At 35.0% G+C, this 22,793-nt stretch carries 24 protein-coding genes; 6 read left to right on the top strand and 18 right to left on the bottom strand.

Features of this window, described 5'->3' with window-relative positions; translation table 11 throughout:
* Positions 1 to 6 precede the first annotated feature (6 nt).
* From JEM45_RS00355 to JEM45_RS00325, 7 genes are all read right to left on the bottom strand, one after another.
* Positions 7 to 1,200 (bottom strand): metallophosphoesterase family protein, encoded by a 1,194-nt coding sequence (locus JEM45_RS00355; protein ID WP_235678873.1) that lies wholly within the window; start codon positions 1,198 to 1,200, stop codon positions 7 to 9.
* Between the two features lie 78 nt (positions 1,201 to 1,278).
* The gene (locus JEM45_RS00350; protein ID WP_035856116.1) at positions 1,279 to 1,629 is read right to left on the bottom strand and encodes a YlbF/YmcA family competence regulator; all 351 of its coding nucleotides are present in this window, start codon (positions 1,627 to 1,629) and stop codon (positions 1,279 to 1,281) included.
* Between the two features lie 54 nt (positions 1,630 to 1,683).
* Positions 1,684 to 2,814: a DUF445 family protein gene (locus JEM45_RS00345; RefSeq protein WP_198687514.1), complete on the bottom strand. Its 1,131-nt coding sequence runs from the start codon at positions 2,812 to 2,814 to the stop codon at positions 1,684 to 1,686.
* 123 nt (positions 2,815 to 2,937) lie between these two features.
* A complete protein-coding gene (locus tag JEM45_RS00340; protein WP_026866577.1) occupies positions 2,938 to 3,384 on the bottom strand; it encodes a helix-turn-helix transcriptional regulator in 447 nt (148 codons plus the stop codon).
* 229 nt (positions 3,385 to 3,613) lie between these two features.
* Positions 3,614 to 4,936 carry a dicarboxylate/amino acid:cation symporter gene (locus JEM45_RS00335; RefSeq protein WP_026866576.1) on the bottom strand — a complete coding sequence of 441 codons (1,323 nt, stop codon included), beginning with the start codon at positions 4,934 to 4,936 and terminating at the stop codon, positions 3,614 to 3,616.
* A 161-nt stretch (positions 4,937 to 5,097) separates the two neighbouring features.
* On the bottom strand, positions 5,098 to 5,730 hold the full coding sequence (locus JEM45_RS00330; RefSeq protein WP_026866575.1) for a response regulator: 633 nt from the start codon (positions 5,728 to 5,730) through the stop codon (positions 5,098 to 5,100).
* A 1-nt stretch (position 5,731) separates the two neighbouring features.
* Positions 5,732 to 6,841, bottom strand: coding sequence for a GAF domain-containing sensor histidine kinase (locus JEM45_RS00325; RefSeq protein ID WP_198687513.1), 1,110 nt, complete (start codon positions 6,839 to 6,841; stop codon positions 5,732 to 5,734).
* A 113-nt stretch (positions 6,842 to 6,954) separates the two neighbouring features.
* Between JEM45_RS00325 and JEM45_RS00320 the strand changes: the two genes are divergently transcribed.
* The 3 genes from JEM45_RS00320 to JEM45_RS00310 are packed head-to-tail and all read left to right on the top strand — an operon-like array spanning position 6,955 to position 8,702.
* Positions 6,955 to 7,362, top strand: a complete 408-nt coding sequence (locus JEM45_RS00320; RefSeq protein WP_198687512.1) for a disulfide oxidoreductase — start codon at positions 6,955 to 6,957, stop codon at positions 7,360 to 7,362.
* A gap of 16 nt (positions 7,363 to 7,378) precedes the next feature.
* Positions 7,379 to 7,882 (top strand): thioredoxin family protein, encoded by a 504-nt coding sequence (locus JEM45_RS00315; protein WP_026866572.1) that lies wholly within the window; start codon positions 7,379 to 7,381, stop codon positions 7,880 to 7,882.
* A 1-nt stretch (position 7,883) separates the two neighbouring features.
* A complete protein-coding gene (locus tag JEM45_RS00310; RefSeq protein ID WP_198687511.1) occupies positions 7,884 to 8,702 on the top strand; it encodes an RluA family pseudouridine synthase in 819 nt (272 codons plus the stop codon).
* A 78-nt stretch (positions 8,703 to 8,780) separates the two neighbouring features.
* Here the strand turns inward: JEM45_RS00310 and JEM45_RS00305 are convergent, their stop codons facing one another.
* The 4 genes from JEM45_RS00305 to JEM45_RS00290 all read right to left on the bottom strand — a co-directional run bounded on the left by JEM45_RS00305 (position 8,781) and on the right by JEM45_RS00290 (position 14,523).
* Entirely contained in the window at positions 8,781 to 10,904 is a 2,124-nt protein-coding gene (locus JEM45_RS00305; protein ID WP_198687510.1) for an RNA degradosome polyphosphate kinase, read from the bottom strand.
* A gap of 39 nt (positions 10,905 to 10,943) precedes the next feature.
* On the bottom strand, positions 10,944 to 12,470 hold the full coding sequence (gene ppx, locus JEM45_RS00300) for an exopolyphosphatase (RefSeq protein WP_198687509.1): 1,527 nt from the start codon (positions 12,468 to 12,470) through the stop codon (positions 10,944 to 10,946).
* A gap of 10 nt (positions 12,471 to 12,480) precedes the next feature.
* Entirely contained in the window at positions 12,481 to 13,869 is a 1,389-nt protein-coding gene (gene fumC, locus JEM45_RS00295; protein ID WP_026866568.1) for a class II fumarate hydratase, read from the bottom strand.
* 75 nt (positions 13,870 to 13,944) lie between these two features.
* Positions 13,945 to 14,523, bottom strand: a complete 579-nt coding sequence (locus JEM45_RS00290; RefSeq protein ID WP_026866567.1) for a sugar phosphate isomerase family — start codon at positions 14,521 to 14,523, stop codon at positions 13,945 to 13,947.
* Positions 14,524 to 14,993: 470 nt separating this feature from the next.
* Between JEM45_RS00290 and JEM45_RS00285 the strand changes: the two genes are divergently transcribed.
* Positions 14,994 to 15,692 (top strand): ferredoxin reductase domain-containing protein, encoded by a 699-nt coding sequence (locus JEM45_RS00285; RefSeq protein WP_026866566.1) that lies wholly within the window; start codon positions 14,994 to 14,996, stop codon positions 15,690 to 15,692.
* Positions 15,693 to 15,728: 36 nt separating this feature from the next.
* Here the strand turns inward: JEM45_RS00285 and nfsA are convergent, their stop codons facing one another.
* The 4 genes from nfsA to JEM45_RS00265 all read right to left on the bottom strand — a co-directional run bounded on the left by nfsA (position 15,729) and on the right by JEM45_RS00265 (position 18,531).
* The gene (nfsA, locus tag JEM45_RS00280) at positions 15,729 to 16,466 is read right to left on the bottom strand and encodes an oxygen-insensitive NADPH nitroreductase (protein ID WP_026866565.1); all 738 of its coding nucleotides are present in this window, start codon (positions 16,464 to 16,466) and stop codon (positions 15,729 to 15,731) included.
* A 13-nt stretch (positions 16,467 to 16,479) separates the two neighbouring features.
* Positions 16,480 to 16,947 (bottom strand): tRNA (uridine(34)/cytosine(34)/5-carboxymethylaminomethyluridine(34)-2'-O)-methyltransferase TrmL, encoded by a 468-nt coding sequence (gene trmL, locus JEM45_RS00275; RefSeq protein WP_026866564.1) that lies wholly within the window; start codon positions 16,945 to 16,947, stop codon positions 16,480 to 16,482.
* A 13-nt stretch (positions 16,948 to 16,960) separates the two neighbouring features.
* Entirely contained in the window at positions 16,961 to 18,091 is a 1,131-nt protein-coding gene (gene queG / locus JEM45_RS00270; protein WP_198687508.1) for a tRNA epoxyqueuosine(34) reductase QueG, read from the bottom strand.
* Positions 18,092 to 18,174: 83 nt separating this feature from the next.
* The gene (locus JEM45_RS00265) at positions 18,175 to 18,531 is read right to left on the bottom strand and encodes a DUF6176 family protein (RefSeq protein ID WP_198687507.1); all 357 of its coding nucleotides are present in this window, start codon (positions 18,529 to 18,531) and stop codon (positions 18,175 to 18,177) included.
* Positions 18,532 to 18,682: 151 nt separating this feature from the next.
* Between JEM45_RS00265 and JEM45_RS00260 the strand changes: the two genes are divergently transcribed.
* Positions 18,683 to 19,234 (top strand): Maf family protein, encoded by a 552-nt coding sequence (locus JEM45_RS00260; protein WP_198687506.1) that lies wholly within the window; start codon positions 18,683 to 18,685, stop codon positions 19,232 to 19,234.
* Between the two features lie 47 nt (positions 19,235 to 19,281).
* Here JEM45_RS00260 and JEM45_RS00255 read toward each other — a convergent pair whose 3' ends face one another.
* The 3 genes from JEM45_RS00255 to JEM45_RS00245 all read right to left on the bottom strand — a co-directional run bounded on the left by JEM45_RS00255 (position 19,282) and on the right by JEM45_RS00245 (position 21,778).
* Positions 19,282 to 20,616, bottom strand: a complete 1,335-nt coding sequence (locus tag JEM45_RS00255) for an FAD-dependent oxidoreductase (protein ID WP_235678871.1) — start codon at positions 20,614 to 20,616, stop codon at positions 19,282 to 19,284.
* Positions 20,617 to 20,692: 76 nt separating this feature from the next.
* Entirely contained in the window at positions 20,693 to 21,037 is a 345-nt protein-coding gene (locus JEM45_RS00250) for a response regulator transcription factor (protein ID WP_305067034.1), read from the bottom strand.
* 213 nt (positions 21,038 to 21,250) lie between these two features.
* The gene (locus JEM45_RS00245) at positions 21,251 to 21,778 is read right to left on the bottom strand and encodes a YceI family protein (protein ID WP_026866559.1); all 528 of its coding nucleotides are present in this window, start codon (positions 21,776 to 21,778) and stop codon (positions 21,251 to 21,253) included.
* Positions 21,779 to 21,990: 212 nt separating this feature from the next.
* On the opposite strand from JEM45_RS00245, the gene JEM45_RS00240 reads away from it, so the two are divergent.
* Entirely contained in the window at positions 21,991 to 22,785 is a 795-nt protein-coding gene (locus JEM45_RS00240) for a hypothetical protein (protein WP_198687504.1), read from the top strand.
* The last annotated feature ends 8 nt before the right edge of the window (positions 22,786 to 22,793 follow it).

The following is a 22,793-nucleotide window of genomic DNA, read 5'->3' as shown; positions in this document are numbered from 1 at the left end:
TGCTCACTACTTCCTCATTAACATTTTCAGGCGATCTTCACCCATCTTAAGCAGTTCATCTTGAGAAATCTCACCAATTGGTGGAAGATATCGATTAATATTAGGATCCATATACATCGTATTTACTGCTTCTCTAAAGAGTTCTTCGTTATTTGAATAACTTTTCTTAATATCATTTAATAAAGCAATTTGCTCAGCATTATTATAAGTGACCTCGATATTATCAATCCACACAAACTGATCAATATTGACTTCGTCTTCTTGGAGCAGTTCAATTAGTTCATTGAAGTCCATTAATGACATTTCTTCTTCCCCATCATAATTGAGCGTGAGATTGATAATATATTTTTTTTTTTCTCTTAAGCCTTGTTTAAACTCAACAATTTTTTGATAGAGCTTCTCTTTTTTTAGCGTGTCTACCTTAAGTTCAAAATTATTAAAAACAACTTCTTGTACAGGTACAAATTCAGTTGATAAACGAACGTCATCACCCTGAACGAGTATGAATCCTTTTTCGCCTGTTTCATTCTTATGACGACCTTGGATATTACCCGCATAGTGAATCAGTGGTAAATCTGATAGCTGTTGACGCACGTGAATGTGACCAAGTGCCCAGTAGTGATAAAGTTTATTGTTTAATGCTTCTAAATTAAATTCTGTATAACGTTTTACATCGTTGTCAGTCTTCGCATAAGTACCGTGTAAGAGTCCAATATGAATCCCTCTATTATCTGTATTCGTCGGATACTCATCTAGCTTATTCTCATAAGATTCATCTAACAAGTAAGAGAATCCATGTAAATATATACGTTCACCCTTATTACTCATCATTTCATAAGTTTCAACATTCTCCCTGAAAACCGCAACATTTTCCGGCCAGTTTGTTTTAAAACCTGAAGATAATGGATCATGGTTTCCGTGAATCATATAGACAAATATTCCCTTATCTCTCAATCTATTAAATTGATTTTTTAAGAATATTTCAGATTTTAAAGAACGGTTAGCCTGATCGAAAACATCTCCTGAAATAAGTATAAAATCAACGCGTTCCGAAATTGCAAAATCAACCATACGCGTGACACTTTTATATGTGCTTTCCATGAGTATTTCTAATATACTAGCGGGCATTTTTGTCCGAGATTTAAATGGACTATCTAAATGCAGATCAGCTGCATGGATAAATTTTACCAATGGATTCATCCTTTCTTAGGCGAAAAATCTATTCCCCAACATTATAACAAAAATGAGAGGCCGTAAGGCCTCTCATCTATAATTAATTTATTGATTGTTGATTTCGTACAACTCTTCAATAGGCTTCATAATCACACGGTTTAAGTCTTGGATAAGCTGACTCATTTTTTGTTCTGCTTCCATTAAACCTTTAATGTTTTCATCGTTCTCAATTTCTTGAGCTGAGCTCTGAGCTTTTTGAATGTCTTCTTCAAGAAGTTCTTCACCTTGCATTTGTTTTTGTTGTAGAGTCATTTGTAATTCTCTAAACTCATCAAAAAGTTTTTTAGATTCTTCATTCTCGTTTACTTTAGAATAAAGTTCCTGCATTTGTTGAAATTCTTCTGATTGACGTAAAGCACTCTCTAGTGCGTTCGCCTGATCATATACATTAGTCATTTGAAAAAAAGCTCCTTTTAGTTTGATAATTTTACATTAACACAAATTATGCAATTAGAAAAACAATACTAACATGCCTTGGAACAATCCGACAATACCCCCGAGTAAATAACCCAGTAGCATAATCATTTTAAATTCCTTATTTGCTACATCCATTACTAAAGACTCAAGTTTACTTAACTCAAAGCTATCAATTTGTTTCTTAATCACGTCAGCAAGCTGAAGCTTGTTGATGATCTTCGTCATATTCTTTGATGAATAGGCAATGAAGTCGTCTTTCAATTTGTATTTACCCTTTTCCTTAAAGCGTTCAAACAATTCAGGATTAAAGTTGACAATTGGTGTATTTAAAATCTCCCTAATATCTATTTTTTCTTGTAGGACTTCGACAATGCTATTGATAATTTTGTCCCTATCTTGGATTGAGACTACATCATCTAAGCGATTATTTTTAAATTTCTCATACTCACCTAAAATCACTTTTTTCTCTATATCAATCATCTTATCCTGACTGATAAGTTTAAGTAGCTCATCTTGGACTCTATGTGCTAAAGACTCTTTAGTCATAAAGTATTTAAGCCCTTTTGCTATTCGTCCCCTATTCTCTATAAATTCATCCACCATAGTAAATATGTCATTATAACCTTTTTCACTCGACAAATAGCTACTGATCTTGTTGTTGATATCATAAGCAAGGTGATCCACTTTTTGATCTAAGGACGCTAGCGCATCATCAGGAATCAAACTTCCCACTTCTCTTTGGTAAAGCTTTTGTCCTTCATCTTGGACTTTCGATTTAATTTCTTCATTAAAAAAGTGAATTAACTTGTCAGTCAATCCGTCAGACAGACGTTCTAAAAAGTATGATGGGGTTAGCTTTTCTTGTTCAATCGTTTCAATCTGACGATCGATGAAATGCATAATTAAATTATTCGTTTCAGGGCTTTGTAATTTATCCCTAAAAACTTCTGGTGTTAATAAGTGACCAGTAACAATTTCACCGAGTTTCGTCGATGCTTCGTCACGTCGTAAAGGAATGACACCCGGCGTAAATGGCAGTCTCTTACCGAATAAATATTTTGCGTCATATGGTCTAAATAACATTTTAATTGCGAGTGTATTTGTAAAACCACCAATTAAAGCCCCTGTTATAATCATTATTGCAATTTGTAAAATTGGATTCATTGAATTTCACCTCTTATTCGCCTTAATAACTATATACAACTTTAGATACAATTTAAAGGAAAAGCATTAAAAAAGAAGCCTAAGGACACATCATCTAGTCTTTAGGCTTCATAATAAAGTATATTATCTGTTACTTACACGCTCAAAATACGTTCTCATTTCTCTCTCGATATATGAAGCATGTAGGGGTTGGTTCTTATCACTAATTACACGATAAATTGAATTCGTTTTGTTGAATTCTAATTTGTAACCTTTGTTTGATTCTAAGGTTTCCCAATAAATATTCCCTTTATTGTAGTTAGGGTAAATTGCTGAACCTCTGGATAACACTTGTACTAATTCTAAAGGATCTCCACCGAACGTATTGGTTAATACTTCACTATTTCTAAATAGTGCACAGAGTGACACACTCGTCGTCCAGTTAGGTACGATGCGTTCTTTTTCTATTTGTACTAGTGTCTTTTTGGATAATCCAATTGTATGGCTCATAGCATCTTGTGTGTAACCAGCCTCCGTTCTAACTATTTTGAACTTCGACTGTAGAATTTGTGTGAATTCTTGCTTATCCATTTAGATCGTCCCTTCATCTCACTGCGATTAACTTATATTAACCACCTATCATATCACTATTTGTCTATTCAATATTTTAAATGATAATTATTACAATTAAAAGAGCTTTGGGAAAGAATTCACTAATTATTCACTATTATAACGATATTATCATCGATTAAAATAAAATCGTTATAATCTGATAACATACAAAAAAGTGAGGCGTCCAAAGACGCCTCACCACAACTAATTATTTTTCAACGATTTCACCGTCGACGTATTTATGTTTACCCTTGATGAACTTACCTTCTTTAACATTTTGTTGATGGTCAATGATCATAGCCACTGTCGCATCTCCTGTGATGTTCACTGTTGTACGTGTCATATCAAGTAATCTATCAATCCCTAAGATGATACCAATGGCAGCTGGATCAAGTCCAACAGCAGTTAGTACCATGGCAAGCATTACAAGTCCTACACCAGGAACACCAGCTGTACCGATACTTGCAATTGTTGCGATAATTACCACTGTTACCATCTGCATGATTGTTAAATCAACACCAGACAATTGTGCAATAAATACTGTCGCAACCCCTTGCATTATGGCTGTACCATCCATATTAATCGTTGCACCTAAAGGCTGAACGAATGCGGAAATACTCTTTCTGACTTTCAATCTATTCTGAGCCGTTTCTAAAGAAACCGGTAGTACAGCAGATGATGATGAAGTACTAAAGGCAACAGTCATAGCTGGAGTAAAGTTTTTAATGAACCAAACAAAGCTTTTCTTCGCTAAGAAGGTTACTGCAGAACCATAGACAACTGCAAAGTGAATAAACAAGGCAAGTAATACACATAAGAAATACATTCCGAGCTGTTGAATCGCACCAAAACCAGCATGAGTAAATGCTGTTGCTACTAGACCAAAGGCACCAAGTGCTGCGAAGTATTTCATGATTGCTAAGACAATCCACATAATGACTTCGTTAGCTTGTTCAAATAATTTAACGATTCCACTAGCTTTTTCCTTAACCGCAATTAAACCAACACCTATGAAAATCGCGAAAGCTATGATTTGTAACATATCCTGCTCTGCCATTGCCATAAAGATATTATCTGGAATAATATTGATTAGCGTCTGGTCAAACGTTTGTTCCATCGCTAATTCAGTATCTCCACCTTCAAGTTCTGTCTCACGATATTCTGTCACTTCATCAGACTGAAGTAAATTCGATTGACCTTCCCCTGGTTGTAAAATTAAAGCAATTCCCATTGCAATCGTAATTGCGATTGCAGTTGTAGTTAAATAAAATATTAACGTTTTAACACCGATTGCTCCAAGTAGTTTAGGATCACCTACACTAACAACACCCAGTGTAATTGAAATGAATACTACAGGCACAACGACCATAAATATTAGATTTAAGAATAATTGCCCAAGTACATTGAATATGTACTGATCAATCCATAAGACCCAACCTTGGTCTACCATGGTATTGAAAATTGAACCTACAGCTATACCTGCTATTAAAGCGATTACAATATAAATTGTTAATTTGTTACCAATCTTCAAGTATATATCCCCCTTTATTTATATTCTCTGAATATGTATTCAAGTATACTGTCTATAACGATGATTTGTCTATAGAATTATTGTTAATATATATTCGCAAGTCTTTTAAACATGCATGGTTAAGCGTTTACACAAAGTAAAGTTTTTTAAAATTTATGCAACTAAAATTCGATAATATTAAATTTTATTGCATAAATTGCCGCTTGTGTTCTATCTGAGACTTCCAACTTATTCAGAATATGACTCACATGTGTTTTTACAGTCTTTTCACTCACAAATAATGTCTCTGATATTTCTTTATTAGACAAGCCGTTGACGATTTCTTTTAGCACTTCCATCTCACGACGTGATAAGACATTTTTTTCATGTGGTAAAACGCCACCTTCATCTATAATCTTCAATATATCCGGATGAACGACCCGCTTACCTTCAATGACATCTCTAATAGAATTGGTAAGTTCATCGATATCCATTTCCTTAATAATATAGCCATCTGCCCCAGCCCTAAACACTGGGCGAATGTATTCTTCACTCGTGTAACTAGATAAGACGAGCACTTTTATGTTTTTGTATTTTTCTTTTAGTTGAGTGGTTAGCTCGATACCATCCATTTCAGGCATGACTAAATCGATGAGTGCAAGATCAATTTTCTCTTCAGTGGTCGATAAAAAATTTAGCGTATCTTCACCACTATCAAAATCGTTGATGACCTTTAAATCCTCAGTAGTAGATAAGAGAAACTTCATACCTTCTCTTACAACCTGATGGTCGTCAGTTAAAATAATGTTGTACATACTAGCGACTTCCTTTCGGTATATTAATATTTATAACGGTCCCTTGACCTTCACTTGTTCTTATATCAAACTGTCCCTGCATATTCATTGTCCGTTCCTTCATATTAGACAATCCATGACTAAATTGATCGGTCGTTGAAGGATCAAATCCTTGTCCGTCATCTTGAATGGATATATCTATACATGATTCATCATTAGAAATTAAAATTTTTACAGCGCTTGTTTTTGCATGTTTTCTGACATTATTCATACCTTCTTGAATGATTCTGTAAATTTCTATCTCCATTTTATCTGGAACATTGTAAAAACCACTTACAGATACATGGACTTCAAGCTGCAAAATCTTCCCGTAATTTTTAATTGCCTCAACAATACCATTTTCTAAGCCAATCGGTTTAAGTTGCCAAATCAATGCTTTCATCTCTTCCATGGCGTATTTAGCAGTATCCTCTATTCGAGTAAAAGCCATGGCAGATTGTTTTGTGTCTTTTATAGCTTGAGCTGCATGAGACGTAATACCAATAGAAAATAACATTTGGTTAACTGAGTCATGCAGTTCTCTAGCGAGTCGTTGACGCTCTTGAATAATCATGTTCTCTCTTTCTCTCACGGTTAAGTCCAAACGTTTTAAGGAAGACCCTAATTGGAATGCAACTGATTCTAATAGATCGAGTTCATCTTTTTGAAACTCTTTGGTCGATGGTGTCGCAACGTTTAAAAGACCGAAGGTTTCATCACCAGACATTAATGGTACTGTAGCGTGATGGGTAAAATCACTATTCTCATACGGTCTTTCACGAGCGGCTCTTTCTAATCTAGAACATGCGACTATATTGGTTGCCTTAGATAGTTCGTTCTTATTAAATTTATTGACACACCAGCACTTGCCCTGACATAAATAACGATTATCATCGTATTCTAACGAAGGTGGTAATTGATAATGTGCGCTAAGTTCATGTACACCGCGTTCATTAATAAAGAAGATCCATCCAGTTTCAAATATAGAATGATTAATGAGTAGTTTCAAAGCACCATCTATCATGGACTGACGATGTGTCTCTGCATTTAGAAACTCTGCGATATCTTTTAATAATTGAAGTTTACTTTTCATAATGTTCACCACACAGATAAGATATTGTAAGAAATTTGTTACACTTGAGATTAGTATTATCACTTATAATATAACAGTAGGTTACAAAAAAATAACGAAGGGATTGACTAACAATGAAAAACAACAGGTTGTTCACTCAACTAATTTTCATCGTTTCATTGTTCGCCACACTCGGATCACTGTACTTTAGTGAGATTCGTCTATATGAACCATGTGAAATGTGTTGGTATCAACGTATACTTATGTATCCAATTGTAATCTTGTCATTAATTGGCGTAATCAAGGAAGATAATAATGTGAGACTCTACGCCAGAGTGATGAGTGGAATTGGTATATTAGTCTCTACATACCATTATGGCCTACAAAAAATCCCTGCACTTGGTGAGAGCGCCAACGCTTGTATGGGTGTTTCTTGTACAGTACAATATATAAATTGGGGTGGATTTATTACCATTCCCCTACTTGCACTGACAGCATTTTTCATTATTTTTATTTTATCATTCTTTATTAAAAAAGATTAAAGAGGAGAATTATTAAATGGGAAACAAAGTATTTTACGGGATTATTGCCCTGATTGTAGTAGTGTTTATAGCCATTTTCATTGTAGTAAGTAATCAGTCGAGTGATCCAGAATCATTAAGTGAGAGTGGGTACTACCCATACACTGATAAAGAACCAGACGAATTGAGCGGTCCAACAATTGACACTCTTGATAACGAGGATTACCAATCAAACAAAACACCAGCTGAAGTAGAAGAAATTGTTAATTCTGGTGAAGGTGAATTCGTTTATTTCTGGAGTCCAACATGTGTACACTGTCAAGAAGCAACTCCGATGTTAACTGATGCACTTGATAATATTGACAATGAAGTTACACAACTTAACGTATTGGAATACGACCAAGCTTGGGAAACATATGGTATCAACGCGACACCAACTTTAATTTACTTTGAAGATGGAGAAGAAGTTGAGCGTTTAGAAGGTAACCCAGGATCCACTGAAGGTTTTGAAGAGTTCATGACTGCTGCAGCAGGCGAATAATATGAAATTTATACTTCAAGAAAAGTTCAATGGTAAATCCATTGAATCTGTCCTGATTGAGTGTCATGTGCCTAAAAAAGAATTGCACTGGCTACGCATGTCTAAAGATATAAAAGTAAACAATGAAGTTCGAAAACTGACAGATACTGTTGTCACTGGAGATCGAGTGGATTTACCAGACTTTAATCACAAGAGTAATTACAAAGAAAGTGGTCAGCAAGCAAAGATTGTCTTTGAAGATGACAACCTTCTTGTTGCTCAAAAATCCGCTGGTCAAAAAGTACATCCCAATGATCCAGGTGAACATAATACATTAGTGAATGACGTTATTTCATCAACAATTAGTCCCTATGTTGAACCAGTTCATCGACTTGATGTTGATACAAGTGGTATCGTACTATTTGCAAAAAATGCATACATGAAGAAAATATTGGACTATATGTTAGCGAAAAATGAAATCGAACGCATTTATAAAGCACATGTGAAACTCGGTAGTAAAATCAATAAACAAACAGTTAATGCACCGCTCGGACGTAAACCACATACCAATCTTTACCATGTGACTCGTGAAGGTAAAACCGCAATCACTCACATCATAGAAGTGAAAAAGTTAAAGCACTATGAAGAATTAACTGTCGAATTAGAAACAGGCAGAACCCATCAAATTCGAGCACATCTTAAACATTTAAACGCTCCGATTATCGGTGACAAACTATACGGTGGACCAACTTCACCATATATGCATCTCTACGGTTACCAGGTTTCATTTACCAATCCCTTAAGTGGAGAAAAAGTTAATGTAACAATGGTTGAAGACTAAGAAAGACGACTGGCATGTGTCAGTCGTCTTTCTCTTAAAGTAGTATATTAACTATTAATTATTCATTCAATATATATCCTATTTTCTAAAACGACTCTTGATACGTTGTAGTATACTACTACTCTCATCTAACATTTCCGTTTTCTTCTCTTCACCATGTTCAATGGCACGCTTCATCAACTCTTCTTGGACACTTAATGGCGGTAAGTCATTCTTCACATACTCATAAGTACCATCTGAAAGTTGTCTACGAGCCTTTGTATTATCTCGTAAATAAAGTTCGTTGATTTCAAGTAGTTCATCCACTATTCTTGGATCATTAATCGGGAACAGTATTTCTACACGTTTAATCATGTTCCTTGTCATAATATCTGCAGATGAGAGATACATGTTTCTCTCACCATTATTATAGAAGTAATAAATTCTTGAGTGTTCAAGGAAGCGTCCCACAATACTGATTACAGTAATGTTATCACTGACACCTTCTATGCCAGGTTTCAAGCAACATATGCCACGAATAACAAGATCAATTTTAACGCCTTCTTGAGAAGCTTCTAGCAACTTATCAATAATTTTCTTATCTGTTAAAGAGTTCATTTTGGCATATATATAACCATTACCATGAGCTTTGTGACTTTCAATTTCTCGGTCAATTCGCTCTGAGAATAAATCTCTTATTTCAAATGGTGCAACATGTAATTCTTTATACTCTGGTTTTAATGAGTATCCACTTAAGTAGTTAAAGAAGTTTACAGCATCATCACCAATATCTGGGTCAGTCGTAATAATCCCCATATCCGTGTACAATTTTGCTGTCGAATCGTTATAGTTACCCGTACCTAAGTGTACAAACTTAACAATTTTCTTATTCACTTTTTTAACGACTAAAGTAATCTTACTATGCGTTTTTAAGTAGTTCATGCCGTAAATAACATGACAACCCGCATCTTCCAATTCTTTCGCCCAGTGGACATTATTTTCCTCATCAAATCTTGCCTTTAATTCAACTAATACAGTCACTTGCTTACCGTTCTCCGCAGCGAGCTTTAATGATTCGATAATTGGTGAATCACTTGAAACACGGTATAGCGTCTGTTTAATAGCAAGCACATCCTTATCATTGGCCGCTTCTTGAACGAATTCAACAATTGGCTTGAAGGATTCATATGGGTGGTGGAAGAAAATATCCTCTTTCAATGTTGTTTCATACACATTTCTATTCCCTAAAAACTTAGCTGGCTGTGGGAAGAATGGTTTAAATACCAGATTTGGAAAACGATTCTTCAGGTCACTAACAAGTTCAAATAGGAATGTTAAATCTAATGGTCCATCAAATCGATACACATCCTCAGGATGTAATGATAACTGTTCTTCTAAGAAGGAACCGTTGATTGTTTCATCTCTACTACGATCAATCTCTAGACGTACTGCCGCACCTTTTGTTCGTTCTTTTAAGAAACGCTCAATTTCAATTAATAGGTCAGCGGCACCCTCTTCATGAATGGTCAAGTCAGCATTTCTAGTAATTCGGAACGGGAAAGTTCTTTCAATTTTATAACCATTAAATAGTTTATGAACATATTCATTAATGATATCTTCAGCCAAGACAAAATACGTCTTATTATCTTCATGCAACTCAAAATAACGTCTTATGACAGTGGGCAACTGAACAATTGCTGTCTGTTTACCGACTTCATTAGAAAGATCGACAAATAAGTTTATTTTTTTGTTCATTAGTTTTGGAAAAGGTCGATATGCATCGATACCTAGTGGTGTTAAAGACGGTAATATCTGATCATCAAACAACTGCTCCAACTGTGTTTGAAGTGCTTTTGAAAGCTCAGACGGCCGCTTTATAAAAACATTCAATTTCTCTAATTCACCAATTAAACTGTGATAAGTTTCATATTGAATTCGGCAATTTTCACGGTTTAATTCACCGATACCTTGAAGCTGTTCTTCAGGTGTCATCCCAGTTTTCGTATCAGGTTCTGAATAATTCATTTTCACTTGGTCTTTAAGCCCAGCCACTCTAACCATAAAAAATTCATCGAGGTTGGAACTTGTAATTGCGACAAATTTAAGTCTTTCGAGAAGAGGATTACGTAAATCACTTGCTTCTGCTAATACTCTATAATTAAATCTCAACCAGCTGAGCTCTCTGTTATTATAATATGATTTATCGTTTAATTTATAAGTCATTTGTATCCTCCTAACCTCGATTATTATAGCGCATGAATATTAAGATTCTGTAAATTCAATCCATAATTTTTCACCAAGTATCTTCTCAAAATGTTTCTTTTGTCTAAGTGCATAATACTCTTCGGCAATAGGGTCCCCATTGTATTTAACAGTCAGTGTATAACCATCATCGGTCTTAGTCAGTCGGAGACTATCCACAATACCTGTATTAGAAATATTTAAAGCGTTTGAGAATTTAACGAGTGAACCAAGTGACTGAATTTCACTCATTTCATCATCGTCGAACCATCCTGTTTCCTTAGCGTAAAAATCGAGTAAGGATTTGTTTTTAAAACTTGCTATCAATGCTAAACGGACACGATTTTTATGAGTGATACCATTGATATTTGAATTAGATATCAGATAATAAGTATGTTGACTAGAAGCATCTCGATCAATAAAATCTCCAAGATAGTATATGCTAGCAGCTTGTTTCATAATCATTTTAGTTGTTCTAGATAAGTTCAAAATGTCATAGCGTTCTAACTGATGGTAGAGACGGTCCACTATCTCAGTACGCTTCTTCGAATCATTTTCATCGATATTAAAATCATTGGTTAGTTGACTGATCGAATCATCAAACACCCTATATTTATTAAAGGCAACTGGGTAATCTCGGCTAATGATTTTCATTGCCATACCCTCTCTTAGCCCTTTTCTACTAAACTTAAATTCATTTGAATCAACAATATCTAACAATGAACTGAAAACAAGGTTCGCAGGTAAAATCAAATCTGCTCTATCCTTACTCAAGCCATCGATATCATCCATATCATCAGTCTCTGTGTTTTTTAATAACTTATAGACATCATTTAAATCGCTCTTAGTCATTGTATAACCATGAACACCAGCGATAGGGTATGATGTCATCGACTGGTGAATGCGAGCAATGTTTCTCGCACTCCCACCAATCGCAACAATCGGTACATTTCGGTCTAATAACCAATTCACTTTTTTAAACTGTTCTTCGATGAATTTCTTAGCCTCTTTGATTGCCTTCTTGTCATTGTGATCTTTGTCAATGAAGAAATCACGACTCAAGGTAACCGCACCAAATGGTAAGCTCGTTTTATAAATTAAATTCTTATCTTCGTAGTAGGTTAACTCTGTACTTCCCCCACCAATATCAATCGTCACCGCGTCATAATAGCTGATAGTATGAACAGCAGCTTCATATCCGAAGGTCGCCTCTTCATCACCTGTGATAATTTTTACATCGAGACCGAGCTCCGTATTTATGCGTTCGACGATTTCATCTCTGTTCTCTGACTGACGAATTGCAGCAGTAGCAACAGGGTAAATTTCATCAATATTGTACTTATCAGAAATTTGCTTAAAGCTTTTTAAGACTTTCATAAGTACGAGGATACCTTCTTCTGACATGTTCCCGTCTTTACCAATATATTGGGCAAGACGCGCAGGTGTTTTAATATTTCTTTCTTCTCTTAAACCATGTTCTTCAGTATATTCAAATATAACTAAACGAATCGTATTTGATCCGATATCAATTAAGCTGATTTTCTTCATTGAAAAACCCCTACTCTTTAGACTGAATCATATCTTCAGGTCGAATCCACTCATCAAATTGTTCCTCAGTCAATAAGCCTGATTCAATGGCAGATTCTTTAAGTGTAATACCTTTTGCATGTGCATTTTTAGCAATTTTCGCAGCATTTTCATAACCAATATGTGGATTTAAAGCCGTTACAAGCATCAATGAGTTATTTAAGTACTTATCGATATTTTCGTTAATCGGCTCAATACCTACAGCACAGTTATCATTAAAACTATTCATTCCATCTGCAAGTAAATAAATTGATTGTAAGGTATTAAATAGAATTACCGGTTTAAAGACGTTCAACTCGAAGTTACCTTGTGATGCACCAAATGATACTGCAGTATCATTACCGAATACTTGTGCAACAACCATGGTTAACATTTCTGACTGTGTTGGGTTCACTTTACCTGGCATGATAGAAGAACCAGGTTCATTTGCAGGTATTTCAATTTCAGCAAGTCCTGCTCGTGGTCCAGATGCTAACCATCTTACGTCGTTCGCAATCTTCATTAAATCTCCTGCAAGTGCTTTTAGGGCACCATGAACATAAACGACTTCATCGTATGATGTCAGTGCATGGAATTTATTTGGTGATGAAACAAATGGTAGATCAGTTTGTTTCCCAAGTTGTTCAGCAACCATTTTACCGAATTCTGGATGTGCATTAATTCCAGTACCAACAGCAGTACCACCAATTGCAAGATTAGTGAGTTGTTTTTTAGATTGATTGATAAGTTCTGTTGACTTTTCTAACATGTAAGACCAGCCAGAAATCTCTTGACCCAATGTCAGTGGTGTCGCATCTTGAAGGTGGGTACGCCCAATTTTAATTATATCTTTGAACTGCTCCTGTTTAGAAACGAGTGTGCCATGTAATTTAGCTAAAGCAGGTACGAGTTGACTCTCTACTGCCTGTAATAAGGCAACGTACATAGCAGTAGGATACGTATCATTCGAAGATTGTGATTTGTTCACATCATCATTTGGATGTACGACTTCATCAATCCCTTTTTCTTTTAGATATTCGTTAGCAACGTAACTCACTACCTCATTTACGTTCATATTACTTTGTGTACCGCTACCTGTCTGCCATACAACAAGTGGGAAGTGCTCATCTAAGTCACGTGCAATCACACGGTCACAAGCATGAACAATTGCATCCTTTTTAGAATCTGATAATTTTCCTAGTTTATTATTAGAAATTGCTGCCGCTTTTTTTAAATGAGCAAAAGCAACGATCACCTCTATCGGCATCTTTTCTTTACCTACTGGAAAGTTCTGACGGCTTCTTTCTGTTTGTGCTGCCCAGTATTTATCTGCTGGTACTTTAATTTCACCGATTGTATCGTGCTCAATTCTAAATGACATAAAAAAATCCCCCCGAAATATAGTATTCACTTACTAGTTTATACTATATTTCAAAAGGATTCATTAACAAATATATTATGCAAATTTATATGTGTAATAATCGACGATATCACTATCTAAATCAGCAGCTGCATCTATATCAATTACAACTGTCACCATGCGGTGATTTTTAATTTCACTTAAACTACTACCACCATCAAGTGCCGCTTCATATAAAGCTCTGACTGCATCACTTGAATTTGAACCTGAGGCATAGACAAACAATTCTTTAGCCTTAAATAAGTCCTCATTGTCATTGTTAAAACCGACTTTTTTGTTGTCATTCAGATTTAAGACAGCAACATTAACTTTTTTCTTACCTTTACTGTCTAGATCATCAGCTGTACCACCTTCATCAATTTGTGAAGAAGGTAAATCTAATTTTTTAAATACTTCTAAGCCATCTTTACCCACTGCATAAAGTTGGATTTCAGATAAATCTGCAGGGTGATTACGCAGTTCACCAACTAGTTTTTCATAGCTTCTTGATAATTCTACATTAGTATCTAATGCTAAAATACTTTCAGGATTATTGTGGATTTGTTTTCTGAGTAGATCTGCTAAAAACAAATCTGCGACTTCTTTAGATTCAAATATTTTAAAATTCATTGCCATTTTAATTTCCTCCAGTAATGTTCAGCTTCAAAAATAAGGTCATTTAAAATTATCTTACCCCAAAATCAAAACAATATAACCTATTCTATACAATATTATTTGATTTAAATGATAAAACCTCTTTTTTTGAAGTTGTCCTTTTTAATCTTGTCATTTTAGTTTATAATAAAGATAATTCAAGTAAAAGTAATGGGGGCAAATCTACAATGAAAGCATTTTTAATTCTGATGGTTTGTATTGCTTTCCTAACTTCAATTCTTACTGCTGGCCGCGAAACTACATGGGGCTACAAGGATGACGGGGAAACAAAAATTAGAGAATAGTTAAATAGCAATGCTATATTATTAACAGCCAAGTGTTCAAACTTGGCTGTTTTTCTTTTTATTCTAACTTTCTGAACCCTTTTAATTGAGAATCCTTATCAATCAAATGTATAATAAAGCTAACATAATGATGAGGAGTTAGATTTTATGCAAATTTATTGGACGTCACTTAAGAAAGTTATCGACGAGTCACCTACAGTAAAAACTTTTGTTTTTGAGTGCCCTAGCGACTACGACTGGGATGAAGGTGCACATATTCATTTAGCTTTTGAAGGTTTTAATGCAGGTGAGAAACCAGACCGAAGTCTAATCAGACATATGTCCATTTCAACAACGAACGATGAAAAAGATATTGGTATTACGACACGTATTAATGAAAACCCCTCTCTTTTTAAACGTAAATTAAATGAAATGCCTATCGGTGGTAAAGCTGCTATTTTTAAAACACATACAAACGTGCCTTTAAAACGCGAGAATAAAAAAATCTACATGCTTTCAGCTGGTGCGGGTTTAGCAACCTTACGGCCGTTAGCACTTAAATTTTTACAAGACCAATCCAACGTCAATAGCATTCAATCCTTAAACGTTGATTCTACTGGTCATTATCTCTTTACGGATATTTTCAATAATGAAGAAGTTGAAAAAATTACATCACACTTTGTTGATAATCGTGATGATTACTACAGTGAAGCAAACAAATTAATGGCTGATAAAGATGGTATATTCTACGTTGTCGGTAGTGATGAATTTCTAAAACAAAACATCGAAATCCTACTTAAAAATGGTATTCCAAAAGACCAAGTGATTCTCGATAAACACCCTGGACAAAGAGAGTCATTTATATAAAAAAGAGAGCTCATTGACCTGAGCTCTCTTTTTGACTTATTGACCTAAAAATCCTTGTTCTTTTAAGAACGCATCCACATCAAGTCTTTGTTTCTTACTAAGCATATTTAGGACTTGGTCACTCCACTTATCCGCACGTTCATTGTTAGTACGACTTCGATAGTAGTCACTAATACGCTGATCATACGCTTCAATATCGTCTTCAACTTCATCAATTTTATTATAAGTATTTTCATGGTATACCGCTTCAAATGGTAATCTCTCTTTTTGTGACCCTTCTGATTCAGGATGTCCTGTTACCATGCCAAACAGTGGGAAAGTCCCTTCAGGCAGCTCGAGAATCTCTGATACCTTTTCTACATCGTTACGTAGTGAACCAATATAGCAAATCCCTAAGCCCATGCTTTCTGCAGCAAGTGCCATATTTTGAGCCGCAAGAGATGCATCGACCACTCCTACGATAAGATTTTCTGTTTTATCGTAAGAAATTTCTTTATTTGCTTTTTTAGCAAGCTCCTTATGACGATAAAAATCAACGACAAAAACAAAGAGATGACCATTGTCTTCGACGTAACTTTGGGTACTAATATCTTTTAATGCTTTTTTCTTCTCAATATCCGTTACACCAACAATAGAATAAGCTTGAACGTAAGATGAAGTGCTGGCGCTTTGTGCTGCACCAACTAAGGTTTTTATTTCATCTTCGGTCAGTTTGGTATCTGTAAATTTTCTTAACGAACGGTGATTATTAATCAAATTAATGACTTCATTCATAGATGACGACCTCCTACTTTAAGTTTGGATAATTTTGTTGTCTTAGAGCTTCATAAACGAGTATACCGACTGTATTCGCGAGATTCAATGAACGTACTTTGTCCGTCATCGGTATTCTCATCAATGAATCTTTATATTCATCTTTTAACCAACCTGGTAAACCTTTCGTTTCTTTGCCGAATATAAAATAATGCGATTTGTCAAAATCAGAATAATCCATATCACTAAATGTTTGCTCACCAAACTTAGAAATCATATAGTACTTGCCTTCATTTTTTTCAAAAAATTCTTCGATTGAATCATACTCATATAGCTCTAGATCTTTCCAGTAATCTAACCCTGCACGTTTAACGTACTTATCTTCTAGACTAAATCCGTACGGCTTGATTAAATGTAGAGGTGTGCCTGTTGCAACACACGTTCTTGCTATATTGCCTGTATTTTGTGGAATTTCTGGTTGGTACAACACAACGTGATTCATATTTTCCTTCTCCCTAAACTGCTTCTTGGATACCTAAGAGCATTTCTTTTTTTACATCTTCGTCAGTTTCTTCTTTGTATCTTTCATTAATATAATCTAATGCCTGATTACCTTCAATTTGTCCAATTGCCCAGTATGCCGTTCCCTTGATTACTGGTCTCGGATCGCTTTCTGCAACATCTTTAAGCAAGTCAACTGCATCTGTTTCCTTATAGTGGGCAAGGGCTAGAATTGCATTTCGTTGAATCGGTTTTTTTCCTCTCCAAACGCCAGCAAGATGCCCATACGTTTCTTTAAAATCTCTATTAGATATCTTTAATAAACTAGTGAGCTCTGGTTTCAATATTTCCGGTTCTAAGACGATGTCCTCATGATGCTCAGTGTTAATACCACGGTTTCTCGGACACACTTGTTGGCACGTATCACAACCATATAACCTATTGCCAATGACACCTCTATATTCTACCGGCATGAAACCTTTTGTCTGCGTTAAGAAAGAGATACATTTTTTAGAATCAAGTTGACCATCTCCTACGAGTGCACCTGTCGGACAACGGTCGACACAAATATTACAATCCCCACATGAATCTAGAAGTTCTTCATCTGCAGGGAATGGATAAGATACAATCATTTCACCTAGATACGAGTAAGTACCAAGTTTCGGATTAATTACAAAACCATTCTTTCCAATAAAACCAAGTCCGCTTCTTCTCGCGACTTCTCTGTCACTCAATACTCCAGTGTCCACCATAGATTTACACTCAACTGTTGGATCGAGTTCTTGAATGAAGGCTTGTAACTTATCGAGCCGAGATCTTAGTAAAGTATGGTAATCCATACCCCAAGATGCACGGGCAAAAATACCTCTACGTTCACCTTTTTTAGACTTGGGTGCATTCCTTAGACGATTCGGATAACCCACTGCAATCGACACAATACTTTGTGCACTCTCTAAGCTTCGCTTCGGGTCAGTACGTTCTTCGATTGTGCCGGTTTCAAAACCGGATTCATAGCCATTTTTATAGTAGTCGATAAGTTTCGCTTTGAACTCAGTAAAAGGTTCTGCTGTAGTAAAACCAATGTCATCGATTCCTATTGTTTCAGCATAATCAATCACCTTTTGTTTAAATTCATGACGATCCATAGAATCACCCCTATCCTGTTTATTATAACGTATTTTTAATCAACAATAGAAAATAAAGCCAGGGCACTTTACCCTGACTTCATCTACTTATTCTTATCATAATGCATTGCTTCTCTGATACGCTCAGGAATCATTACAATTTCAGCTTTCATATCCTCTGGTCTGAATGTCTTATCAATACATTGTTCCCAGTACTCAATATGCTTCTTATCAAGGTCTGACTCAGAAATTTGAATGTCAGAAGCTTCTTCTTGAACACTGTACCAATACAAGTACTCAACATCGTTAAATGCTTCACGAAATATTGTTTCTACAAACATCTTTTCGCCTTCTAAATTCATAAGCACATCGTCCATGTGGTTGTGCATGTAGTCAATCCACTCATCAACTAATTCACTTTTACCTTCTTTAACTCTGTACTTCGTCAATTCAACTTTCATTATTGCTCCCCTCTTCAATCATCAATATAATTAGGTTTGAACCTATGTATTTAAAATCCATAATAGAATGATTTTATATGTATTTTGCATTTATTATACCTACTGTATAATTTAGTGCAACGGATATCAAGATTTAACTGGAGGTTTTCTCATGAAACTTGTACTCGGTTCCAAATCCCCAAGAAGACAAGCGTTACTCAATCAACTTAATCTCCAATTCGATGTGGTCGATCCAGATGTTGATGAGAAACAAATTACTATAACTGATCCAGCAACTAAAGTTATCGAAACTGCTAAACTAAAAGCAGCAGCTTTACCCATTCATGAACAAACAATCAATATCACTGCAGATACAATCGTCAGCTATCAAAATGAAATTTTTGAAAAGCCGCAAGATCGTAAAGACGCTCGGAACATGCTTGAAACATTATCTGGCAACACTCATGAAGTGTACTCTGCTGTAATCTTAAAGTCAAGAGACTTTGAAGAAATTATTATTTCAAAAACTGAAGTTACTTTTTATACATTAACTTCCGATGAAATCAATAGATACTTAGATAGTGGCGAATATATAGATAAGGCTGGTGCATACGGTATACAAGCACTTGGTGTACAATTTGTTCAATCAATCCAGGGCGATTACAATACAATCGTTGGCCTACCATTAGGTGAAGTGTATCGTTTTCTTTCAAAATATATTTAAAAAATAAGACTGTGTGGGATTACCCACACAGTCTTATTGTGTTTTACTTAAATATTAAATAGATTATTAAACGCTTCTGACATTCCTGGATGATTGTACATCATATCTCTTAAGTAACCATATGGTATATCATGATCCATAGCAAGTTTAACCATGTTGATTAATTCTTCTGAGTTCACACCGTATAGATGCGCTCCTAAAATCTCTCCGGATTCAGTATCTACAACCGCTTTAAATATACCTCTTAATTCATTATTTATATGTGATCTAGGGTGTCCACTCATCGGCATGCTTTTCTCTTGTGCATTGAAGCCCGCTTCTTTTGCTTCATCAAGAGTATAGCCGACTTTAGAGAACGGTGGGTCAATAAACATAGTATATTGGATATTTTTTCTGTCGTCACTGGTATAAGAAGCATCTTCTAAGAGATGACTTTTTACTACTCTGAAGTCATCTAGTGAAGTATAAGTGAACTGCATACCGCCTTTAACATCGCCGACTGCATAAATATTATCAACAGAGGTTTGTAAATGTTCATCAACAACAATAGCGCCTCTATCATCTGTATCAATTTTAGTATTTTCTAACCCTAAGCCCTCTGTATTCGCTTTACGACCTGTGGCAAATAAGACAGCGTTCGAGGTTACTGCTTCACCACCTGATAATGATACTGTGATATCTGAACCATTATCAGTCACCTTCTCAGCCTTTTTGCCAAAGATAAAGTTAATGCCACTTTCTTTCATATCTCTAGTGATTTCATCTTTAATTTCCTTATCTTCATTTTTTAGAATCCCATCGTCAGGTACGATAATGTTAACAGTGGCTCCAAAGGCGTTGTACATCGTTGCAAATTCTAGACCGATATACCCCCCACCTACAATGGTTAAAGTTTCAGGTAGCTTTTCCTCATTTAGTAGTCTGGTACTTGTGTATATCTTTTCAGAATCCATATCACCTTCTAAAGGTGGTATAACACTTGTTGCACCGGTGTTGATGAAGATTTTATTGGCAGTGATTGATTCAGTTCCGCCATCTTTTTTGCTGACTTCTATTTCCTTCTCATTTACAAATTTTGCTCTACCGTCAATGACTTTAGCGTTGTCTAAATCTGCAACTGAGTGGTAATTTTTCTTATTTAACTTCTCTATCGTATTAAATTTACGTTCAATCGCAGCACTGTATTCCTTACCTTCTAGAGCATCATGCATTAAAAGTTTAGTTGGAATACAAGCAACATTGATACATGTTCCACCATACATATTTGGATCCTCTTCTACTAGTGCTACTTTCCAATCCTTGCTAGACAAAGCTCCAGCTAAAGTTTTTCCAGCCTTACCAAAACCTATAATCAATGCATCATAATGTGCCAAATCGAGCATCTCCTTAACAATTAAAATTAAACTTTTATATTTACCACTTATGAACCTTATATAAACTAAAAGATTGCTTTGTCCATTAACAAGTAATCTTCACCTTATGATTGACGTATTTAGCTTGGAGATCTACTACAATATCTTTGTACTTCAAAATTGACACCTCTATTTTATTAGCACCTTTTGATTTTCTAAGTACAGAATCAATACGTGCAGCAACTTCATCTACGTCAAAAGGTTTAACAATGGAATCATCCGCACCACTTCTAAGTGCATCTATTTTTACACCTTGATCATCCTTAGCAGAAATAACGATAATAGGTGTTGTGCCAAAAGATTTAATCTTTTCTAAAAGTGTCTCACCAGATAAACCTGGTAACATTAAGTCCAGGCAAATTAAATCCCACTGTTCTTCTTTTAAATAGATTAAAGCCTCTGTTCCTGAATAAGCTGATTTTGAATGATAACAAGCTTGTTTTTACTATCTCACTTAGCAGCTTATTGATATCATTATCATCTTCTACAATCAAAATTTTTGTCATCAACTTTGACAAATCCAATATTCTTATCGTTGTATTTAAGCATAAAAAAACACCCCACATTATTCAATGTGGAGTGTCTGCATAAACATTTGTATTGCTTACTCAGCAGGGTTAAATTGTAATTCAGCATTGATTTTAACGTCTTTAGAAACAAGTACGCCACCAGTTTCTAGAGTTTGGTTCCAAGTTAAACCGAAGTCCTCACGGTTAATTGAGAAGTTTGTTTCAAAACCGTAAACAGTTGGACCAAATGGACTTACGCCGTGACCGTTGTAAGTTAGTGGTACTGTGATTTCTTTAGTTACGTCTTTAATAGTTAAGTTACCTGTTACTTGGTATTGTGATTCAGAACCTTCAATTTTAGTTGATTCGAAAGTCATTTTAGGGAACTCTTCAGTTTCAAAGAAGTCTCCAGAACGTAAGTGAGCGTCACGGTCTTCAACACCAGTGTCGATTGTTGCAACATTTGCTTCACCTTTAATTACTGCAGTTGAAAGATCTTCAATATCATCAACTTCTACATCGATAGACCATTCTCCAAACGAACCTCTTACTTTTGTTACCATCATGTGTTTTACTGTGAACTCTAATTCTGAGTGGGCAGTATCTGCTACAAATTTAGCCATTTTTAAATCTCCTCCAAAGTATATTTAAATTAATTGTTTCAAATTCGAATTATTACAATGATTATAATAATATACTTAGTTACAAAAAGCAAGTAAGAAACAATAAATAATTTAATAATCTTTTACTTACTCCATAACTAACTATATCCATACATCATAACCTTAAACATTTGTTATAATTATATTTAATATATTTTCTTAAAGGGGACACTATGACTAACTACAAAACACTTTATTCTGACATATACAATAAGCTGTCTGATGATGATCAGACAGCATTTGATTCTTTAAATAATGAATTGGACAAATTGCATGTTACAGAAGATGCTAAATATGAAAAACTTTATAATTTAATAACTGAAATGCGTAAGCATAATCAAGACTACATCGATTACTATGGAAAAAAAACAACTGATCTTGCAAAAATAGAAGCTAAAACCCTCCCAAAAACACGTGGCAATTACTGGGTGGACTTTTCTGTTCTGCTCTTTTATTTTACTGTTTTATATACAGCCATCACAGTCATATCAGGTACCATCACTCTATCGATTACCTTAGTAATAGGTTTGATTATGATATTCCTTATGGTTCCGTTCATGAATCATGGCATTAAACATCGGGCGTCGAGTCGTGGGAATAATCAAATGCTCTCGACCTTGATCTTTCTAATCTTATTTATAATCACAAACCTATTAGTAATCTTCGTTAACTCTGAATATTTAAATGCATTTAAAATTGCAAGCTATGACGAATCAATTTTCGAATCCATACTGTTCTCATTTTTCGTCTTGGTTTTTGTCGCGTCACTATACTTTTTAATTACATCAAAAACAATGGCTACAAGAATAATTTTTATAGTATTAATTATTTATAGTTTTGGTAGAATCATATACCCATTCGATTTTTTAAATGGAGTGTCGGATTTTATCGTTAAATACTTTATGTTCATTGGTATCATCGTGATTATTCTCTTCCAATATTTTATAAACAAAGAAAGTAAGGCATAAAAAAAGTG

The organism is Jeotgalicoccus sp. ATCC 8456 (assembly GCF_016313225.1).
Taxonomy (GTDB): domain Bacteria; phylum Bacillota; class Bacilli; order Staphylococcales; family Salinicoccaceae; genus Jeotgalicoccus; species Jeotgalicoccus marinus.
This window is presented reverse-complemented; position numbering and strand designations above follow the sequence as displayed.